The organism is Zavarzinia sp. (assembly GCF_041650655.1).
Classification (GTDB): domain Bacteria; phylum Pseudomonadota; class Alphaproteobacteria; order Zavarziniales; family Zavarziniaceae; genus Zavarzinia.
On the sequence record NZ_JBAZKR010000054.1, the window covers coordinates 23,338 to 30,386 of the forward strand.

At 69.6% G+C, this 7,049-nt stretch carries 8 protein-coding genes; 3 read left to right on the top strand and 5 right to left on the bottom strand.

All coding sequences use genetic code 11. The annotated features are described in order from the left end of the window. The first annotated feature begins 43 nt into the window (after nucleotides 1-43). Nucleotides 44-1,108, top strand: coding sequence for a DUF2125 domain-containing protein (locus tag WC493_RS13555; RefSeq protein ID WP_373066062.1), 1,065 nt, complete (start codon nucleotides 44-46; stop codon nucleotides 1,106-1,108). A gap of 31 nt (nucleotides 1,109-1,139) precedes the next feature. Here the strand turns inward: WC493_RS13555 and WC493_RS13560 are convergent, their stop codons facing one another. The 5 genes from WC493_RS13560 to pheA all read right to left on the bottom strand — a co-directional run bounded on the left by WC493_RS13560 (nucleotide 1,140) and on the right by pheA (nucleotide 5,440). After that, the gene (locus tag WC493_RS13560; RefSeq protein WP_373066063.1) at nucleotides 1,140-1,937 is read right to left on the bottom strand and encodes a helix-turn-helix domain-containing protein; all 798 of its coding nucleotides are present in this window, start codon (nucleotides 1,935-1,937) and stop codon (nucleotides 1,140-1,142) included. Nucleotides 1,938-2,048: 111 nt separating this feature from the next. Beyond that, nucleotides 2,049-2,414: a nuclear transport factor 2 family protein gene (locus WC493_RS13565; RefSeq protein ID WP_373066064.1), complete on the bottom strand. Its 366-nt coding sequence runs from the start codon at nucleotides 2,412-2,414 to the stop codon at nucleotides 2,049-2,051. A gap of 92 nt (nucleotides 2,415-2,506) precedes the next feature. Further along, complete coding sequence (locus WC493_RS13570) at nucleotides 2,507-3,439, bottom strand: prephenate/arogenate dehydrogenase family protein (protein WP_373066065.1); 933 nt, start codon at nucleotides 3,437-3,439, stop codon at nucleotides 2,507-2,509. Further along, entirely contained in the window at nucleotides 3,432-4,565 is a 1,134-nt protein-coding gene (hisC, locus tag WC493_RS13575; protein ID WP_373066066.1) for a histidinol-phosphate transaminase, read from the bottom strand. Before hisC ends, WC493_RS13570 begins: the two co-directional genes overlap by 8 nt. 29 nt (nucleotides 4,566-4,594) lie before the next feature. Beyond that, nucleotides 4,595-5,440: a chorismate mutase gene (gene pheA / locus WC493_RS13580; RefSeq protein ID WP_373066067.1), complete on the bottom strand. Its 846-nt coding sequence runs from the start codon at nucleotides 5,438-5,440 to the stop codon at nucleotides 4,595-4,597. Between the two features lie 127 nt (nucleotides 5,441-5,567). Here pheA and WC493_RS13585 point away from each other — a divergent pair, with 127 nt between their 5' ends. Next, nucleotides 5,568-6,764, top strand: coding sequence for a homoserine O-acetyltransferase (locus tag WC493_RS13585; protein WP_373066068.1), 1,197 nt, complete (start codon nucleotides 5,568-5,570; stop codon nucleotides 6,762-6,764). After that, on the top strand, nucleotides 6,761-7,049 hold a 289-nt coding region (locus WC493_RS13590; RefSeq protein ID WP_373066069.1), incomplete at its 3' end, for a methionine biosynthesis protein MetW. The genes WC493_RS13585 and WC493_RS13590, both read left to right, overlap by 4 nt.

A 7,049-nucleotide genomic window follows, 5' to 3' on the forward strand; every position in this document is an offset into this window, starting at 1 on the left:
CTTTGCCCTATAGAGAATGCCGCAGCCCGGAGGGAGATCCATTTTGCTGAAATCGCGGCGCTATCTCTACCTGCTTCTGGCCATCGTCGTGGCCGTCGGTGCCTGGACCGCCTTCTGGTTCCATCTCGCCGGCAACATACGCCAGGGCGTGCAGGACTGGGTGGCCCAGCAGGCGGCCCAGGGCGTCGAGGTCGCCTATACCGATTTCTCGGTCGGCGGCTATCCCTACCGGGTCGAAGCGGTGATGGAGAATATGACCGTCGCCGGCCCCAAGCTGCCGGGCAAGGCGGCCTTCGCTGTGCCCAGGCTGACCGTGCTCGGCCTGCCCTGGAAGCCCGACCTGATCGTCGGTTCCGTCGAGGGCGAAGTGGCCTTCCGCTGGACCGATCCCCAGGGCGTGGAGCAGCGCGGCAGCTACCAGGGCCAGTCCAGCGGTTTCTCGATCGGTTTCGAGGACGGCAAGCCGCAGCGTTTCGCGATCTCCCTCGACCAGCCGGTGCTGACCGCCACCACTCTGGCCGGCCCGGTTTCGGCCAAGGTCTTCGAAATCCACGCCCACCGCCTGAGCGGCGGCGAAGCCCCGGCCGCCAATAGCGACCATTCGCCGACCGCCCCCCTGCTGGGCGAGCTGGCGGTCGACGGCGAGGCGATCAAGCTGCCGGAAGGGGCGGCGCTCGGCCCGGCACTGGACAAGCTGGCAGTCACCCTCGGGCTCGCCGGCCCGATGCCGGCGGTGGTGCCGACCATGACCCCGCGCGACCTGCTCGACGCCTGGGCCAAGGCGGGCGGCACGCTGGAACTCAGCCGCTTCGACGTCAAATGGGGCCGCCTGGACACGACGGCGACCGGCAGCTTCTCGGTCGACGGCCAGATGCGCCCGATCGGCGCCGTCTCGGGCCGTATCGGCGGGCTCGACGCCCTGGTCGAGGGGGCGGTGGCACGCGGCCAGATGACCGATGCCCAGGCCAAGGGCATCAAGCAGGCCCTCGGCGCCATCGGCTTCATCGCCCGCGACGCCCAGGGCCGCGTGCCGTTCTCGATCACGCTCGAGAACGGCAAGGTGATGATGGGGCCGGTCACGCTCGGGGACGTGCGGCCGATCCTGTGATCGGCCGGTGGCGGGTGAAGTCCGGCCGATCCTACAGGCGCCGCAGGCGGGCCGCCGTCTCGGCATCGGCGGGGAAGAAGGCTTCGACCGCGAGTTCGGACAGGGTCACGTCGCGCGGCGTGCCGAACACGGTGGTGGTCGAAATCAGGTCGAGCATGCCGGCGCCGGTCGCCAGACGGAGCGGCACCACGATGCCGCCGGTCTCTGCCGCCGGCCCGTCGAGCGTGTGCAGGCGGCCTTCCGCCGGATAGGCCTGGAGTTCCTGCCACAGGGCGGCGAGGGTGGCGTCGCCGGTCACCGCCGCCTGGCGGCGCAGCCGTTCGAGCAGGTGGCCGCGCCATTCGGCCAGATTGGCGATCCGCGGCGCCAAGCCCTTCGGGTGCAGGCTGAGGCGCAGCACGTTGACCGGGGCCTGCAGCAACGAGGCGTCCTCGACGCCGTCCAGCAGGGGGCCGACCGCGGCATTGGCCAGCACCAGGGTCCAGTGGCGGTCGACCGCGAGTGCCGGAAAGGGCTCATGCGCCTTCAGGACCCGTTCGACCGCCGCCCGCACCACCGCCATCGCCGCCTCGTTCAACCCGTGTTCGGGAAACGCCGGGGCGAAGCCCGCGGCGAGCAGCATGGCGTTCCGTTCGCGCAGCGGCACGTCCAGCATGCCGGCCAGATGCAGCAGCATGTCCCGGCTGGGGCTGGCGCGGCCGCTCTCGATGAAACTGAGGTGGCGCTGCGAGACTTCGGCCTCGAGGGCGAGGTCGAGCTGGCTCAGGCGGCGCCGCTGGCGCCACAGGCGCAGGTAGTCGCCGGCCGTGATAACCGCCGCCTGTCTCATCTGGCACCTCCCTCGCCGGTCATGGCCCGGCCTTCCTCCGCCGACCTTCGCGCGTCCACCGGCCGCCGTCCAGCGACGGGCGCGCGTGGCGGCGCGCCCGTCGCCACCCCGTCAATGGGCGGCGGGCAGCTTGTCGAGGAAGCCGGTCACCGAGCGGATGCGGCCGTCTTCGACCCGCACGAAGTCGGTTCCCTTGATCATGTCGGCCTCGCTCGCCGGCCCCAGGGCCCAGGAGAAGCGGACATGGTCGCCGTGGCCGTCGGCGGCACCGTCCAGGCTGAAATTGAAGCCCGGATAACGGCCCTGGACGGCGCCGATCAGGGCGTCGATCTCGGCGTGGCCGGCGCATTGGGCCATGGGGTCGGCATAGGTGGCGTCATCCCCCCAGTTGGCGGCCAGCAGGGCGCGGCGGCGCGCCGGGTCGGTCTCGTTCCAGAGGGCGATGTAACGCTCGGCGAGGCTGGTAGCATCGGTCATCTCGGTCTCCTTTGGTCGAAGCCCGTCTGTTCGGGCCGGACCAGGGTGGCCGGAGTGCGGCGGCGCCTCAATTACCCGCCGGGTAATCGCCCCTATTCGGCGCTGCCCTTGGCCCTGCGGCCGAAGTCGGTGGCCTGGGTTTCCTGGCCGGCGTCGATGATCGAGCGGCGGATGGCGCGCGTCTTGGTGAAGAGGTCGAACAAAGTGTCGCCCTCGCCCCAGCGGATGGCGCGCTGGAGCGCGATCAGATCCTCGACGAAACGGCCCAGCATTTCGATCACGGCGTCCCGGTTGTTCAGGAAGACGTCGCGCCACATGGTGGGATCGCTCGCCGCGATACGCGTGAAGTCGCGGAAGCCGCCGGCCGAATATTTGATCACTTCGGACTGGGTCACGGTCTCCAGGTCGGAGGCGGTGCCGACGATATTGTAGGCGATCAGATGCGGCACATGGCTGGTGATCGCCAGCACCAGGTCGTGGTGCTGGGCCGACATCAGTTCGACCTTGGCACCCATGGCGGTCCACAGCGCCGAGATCCTGTCGACCGCCGCCTGATCGGCATCCTCGGCCGGGGTCAGGATGCACCAGCGGTTCTCGAACAATTCGGCGAAGCCCGCCTCGGGCCCCGAATGTTCGGTGCCGGCAACCGGATGGCCGGGCACCAGATGGACGTTGAGCGGCAGGTGGGGGGCGACGTCGCGGAACACCATGCCCTTGACCGAGCCGACGTCGGTCACCACCGTGCCGGCTTCGAGCACAGGGCCGATCTCTTCCGCGATCTGGGCGAAGGCGCCGATCGGCGTCGCCAGGACGACGAGGTCGGCCCCCTTCACCGCATCGCGCGGGGAGGCGAAGGCGGCATCGGCGAGGCCGAGGCGAAGGGCGGTTTCCCGCGTCTTCTCGCTCCTGGCGGCGCAGACGATCTCGCCGGCGAGGCCGGAACGGCGCATCGCCAGCGCCATGGAGGCGCCGATCAGGCCGATGCCGATCAGCGCCGCGCGCTTGAACAGGGGCGCCTCAGCCATGGTCGCCCCTCAGGAAGTCGGCGATCGCCGAAGCCGCCGCTTCGCATTCTTCGCCGAGACCGATCGAGATCCGGAGATGCGCCGGCAGGCCATAGGCCGAAACGCGGCGAAGCAGGATGCCCCGAGCGGTCAGGAAAGCATCCGCCTCGGCCGCCGTCCGGCCCGCCTCGTCGGGGAAGCGGACGAGCAGGAAGTTGGCAACGCTCGGCGTTACGTCGAGGCCGAGCTGGGTCAGGCGGTTGGTGAGCCACAGGCGCCAGGTCTCGTTGTGCTGGCGGGCACGCTCCAGGAAGTCGCGGTCGGCCAGCGAGGCGATGCCGGCGGCTTGAGCCGCGGAAGAGACGTTGAAGGGGCCGCGCAGGCGGTTCAGCACGTCGGCCACCGCGGGCGGGCAATAGGCCCAGCCGAGGCGAAGCGCCGCGAGGCCGTAGAGCTTCGAGAAGGTGCGCAGCATGACCACGTTTTCCGCCTTCTCGACCAGGCGGAAGCCGGCTTCGTAATCGCTCGCGTTCACGAATTCGGCATAGGCGGCGTCGAGCACCAGGAGGACGTCCGGCGGCAGGCCGGCATGGAGACGCGCGACTTCCTCCGCCGGGATGTAGGTCCCGGTCGGATTGTTCGGATTGGCCAGATAGACGATCCGCGTGGCCGGCGTCACCGCCGCCAGCAGGGCGTCGACATCGGTGCGCAGATCGCGTTCCGGCGCCTTCACCGGCGTCGCCCCGACCGCCTGAGCCGAGATCGGATAGACCAGGAAGCCGTGCTCGGAATAGAGCACTTCGTCGCCCGGCCCGGCATAGGCGCCGGTCAGGAGGTGGATCAGCTCGTCCGAACCGTTGCCGCAGACGATGCGGTCGGCCGGGATGTCGAAATGGGCGCCGATGGCGAGGCGAAGGTCATGCGCGGAACCATCGGGGTAACGGTACAGGCTGTCGCCCACGGCCTTGAAGGCGGCGATCGCCTTCGGGCTCGGCCCGATGCCGGATTCGTTGGACGACAGCTTGATCGTGCGTTGGCCGGGCTCGGCCTTGGAACGCCCGCCGACATAGGCGGCGATCGCCATGACGCCGGGGCGGGGTTGCGGGCGCTTCGATGCGGCGAGGCTTTCGGATGTAACGGAGGGCATAACGCCTGTCCTCGTGCAGGAATGGGAGATCAGCGGCCGGGGGCGGTGACCGGCCGGGCGTAGGAGCCGGCCGGGATCACCTGGGCGATTTCGTCGCCATGGGCCGAGAGAAGGGCGCCCAGGCGGGAATCACGGTCGTCCAGCACGCCGTCGATCTCGAAGAGATGCAGCGTGTCGCCGCCGCGCTGGCGGCTGTCGATGCATTGCCCGGGCATGCCGGCGGCCGACAGCCGGTCGGCCAGGCGGCCGCGCGAAATCTCGGTCCCGGCGCCGGTCACGATGATCAGATAGGAGGCGTCGTCGCCGCTCGCCCCGGTGGTGAAGGGCGCGACGACGACGGATTCGACATTGCTCGATCCGTCGCGCACGAAGGGCAGGCGGGCGACGATGCGCGGCCTCGCCGCATCGGTCGAGGCGAGCAGGGGCCACCAGGCGCCGTCGTCCGAGGCCGGCAGCGGCATCACCGCGACGACCTGGCCGCCGCCTTCCGCGATGGCGCGCAGTGCCTGGGCCGGGGTGTCGTGGAAATCGATGTGGGCGGCGCCGAAATGGCTCCGCGCGATGTCGAAATGGTCGAGCGTGTGATGGGCCGCGTGCAGGGCGACGGCGACTGGCGCCTGCATCCGGGTCAGCGCCGAAATCAGCTCGCGCCAGACATATGCGACGGCGACCGCCGGCAGGGGGCCGCGGTGGCGGGCGATCAGACGGCGCAGGATCTGCGCCTCGCGCTCCGGCCGCATGGGCGTGGCGCCGCGCTTGGCCGAGGCGATGCGCTGCACGACCGCCGCGCGTTCCATCAGCAGGTCGTGGAGGCGGTCGTCGATCTGGTCGATCTCGCGCCGCAGGTCGTCGAGGTCGAACTCTGGCTCGCTCATTGCGGGGGAACTGTCGAAGGCCGGACGGGGTCGTCCGGGGCCCACAGTTTTTAGACGGTGGCGGGGCGGAACGCAAAGAAAACATTGACTTGACCGGAGCGCCCTCCTAACCGTCGAAACCCGAACCATGACCACCCCGGCCGATCCTGCAACGGGCGCGACGCCCGCAACCGCGCTCGACACTCTTGCCGGCTCGAGCCACGGCAAACGGGCCCTCTTGGGCGTTTCCGAACCCTTGTTGCTCGATTCGGGCGCGACGCTCGGGCCCTTCACCGTGGCTTACGAGACCTATGGCACGCTGAACGCGGAACGCTCCAACGCCGTGCTGGTCTGCCATGCGCTGACCGGGGACCATTATGTCGCCTCCGACAATCCGGTGACCGGCAAGCCCGGCTGGTGGACCGACCTGGTCGGCCCCGGCCGCGCCGTCGATACCGACCGCTTCTTCGTCATCTGCTCGAACGTGCTGGGCGGCTGCATGGGCACGACCGGCCCGCGCGACCTCAACCCGGCCACGGGCAAGCCCTACGGCCTGGATTTCCCGGTCATCACCGTGGGCGACATGGTGCGCGCCCAGGCCCTGCTGATCGACCACCTGGGGATCGACACATTGTTCTGCGTGATCGGCGGCTCGATGGGCGGGATGCAGGTCCTGCAATGGGCCGCCGCCTATCCGGACCGGGTCTTCGCCGCGGTGCCGATCGCCACGGCGGCGCGCCATTCGGCGCAGAACATCGCCTTCCACGAGGTCGGTCGCCAGGCGATCATGGCCGATCCCGAATGGCGGGGCGGTTCCTATCTCGATTTCGGCACCAGGCCGCGCGCCGGCCTCGCGGTCGCCCGCATGGCGGCCCATATCACCTATCTGTCGGAGCCGGCGCTGCACCGGAAATTCGGCCGCCGCCTGCAATCGCGCGAGAAGATCGGCTTCACCTTCGATGCCGATTTCCAGGTCGAATCCTACCTGCGCCACCAGGGTTCGAGCTTCGTCGAACGCTTCGACGCCAATTCCTATCTCTACATCACCCGGGCGATGGACTATTTCGACCTCTGGGAAGCCCATGGCGGCGTGCTGGCCAACGCCTTCCGGGGCACCAGGACGCGCTTCTGCGTCGTCGCTTTCACTTCGGACTGGCTCTTCCCGACGGCGGAGAACCGCAAGATCGTCCACGCCCTGAACGCGGTCGCCGCCAATGTCTCCTTCGTCGAGATCGAGACGGACAAGGGCCACGACGCCTTCCTCCTCGACGAGCCGGTGTTCCACGCCACGCTGACCGGCTTCATCGGCGCCGCCTGGGCGGCCCGGCAGAAGGCATTGCCGTGACCGATTCGATCCGCATCGACCTCCGCGCCATCGCCGACATGGTCGCCCCCGGGTCCAAGGTGCTGGACGTCGGCTGCGGCGACGGCGCCCTTCTGGGCTTCCTCGCCGAGAAGAAGGGGGTGGACGGCCGCGGCATCGAGCTTTCGCAGGAAGGGGTCAACGCCTGCGTCGCCCGCGGCCTCGCCGTGGTTCAGGGCGATGCCGACACCGATCTGCGCGACTATCCCGCCGGCGCCTTCGATTTCGTCATCCTGAGCCAGACCTTGCAGGCGACCCGCAATCCCC

Excerpts from the sequence above, each read along its gene's own strand:
- WC493_RS13560 (WP_373066063.1), bottom strand. The coding sequence starts at position 1,937 with ATGAGACAGGCGGCGGTTATCACGGCCGGCGACTACCTGCGCCTGTGG.
- WC493_RS13565 (WP_373066064.1), bottom strand. The coding sequence starts at position 2,414 with ATGACCGATGCTACCAGCCTCGCCGAGCGTTACATCGCCCTCTGGAAC.
- WC493_RS13570 (WP_373066065.1), bottom strand. The coding sequence starts at position 3,439 with ATGGCTGAGGCGCCCCTGTTCAAGCGCGCGGCGCTGATCGGCATCGGC.
- hisC (WP_373066066.1), bottom strand. The coding sequence starts at position 4,565 with ATGCCCTCCGTTACATCCGAAAGCCTCGCCGCATCGAAGCGCCCGCAA.
- pheA (WP_373066067.1), bottom strand. The coding sequence starts at position 5,440 with ATGAGCGAGCCAGAGTTCGACCTCGACGACCTGCGGCGCGAGATCGAC.
- WC493_RS13585 (WP_373066068.1), top strand. The coding sequence starts at position 5,568 with ATGACCACCCCGGCCGATCCTGCAACGGGCGCGACGCCCGCAACCGCG.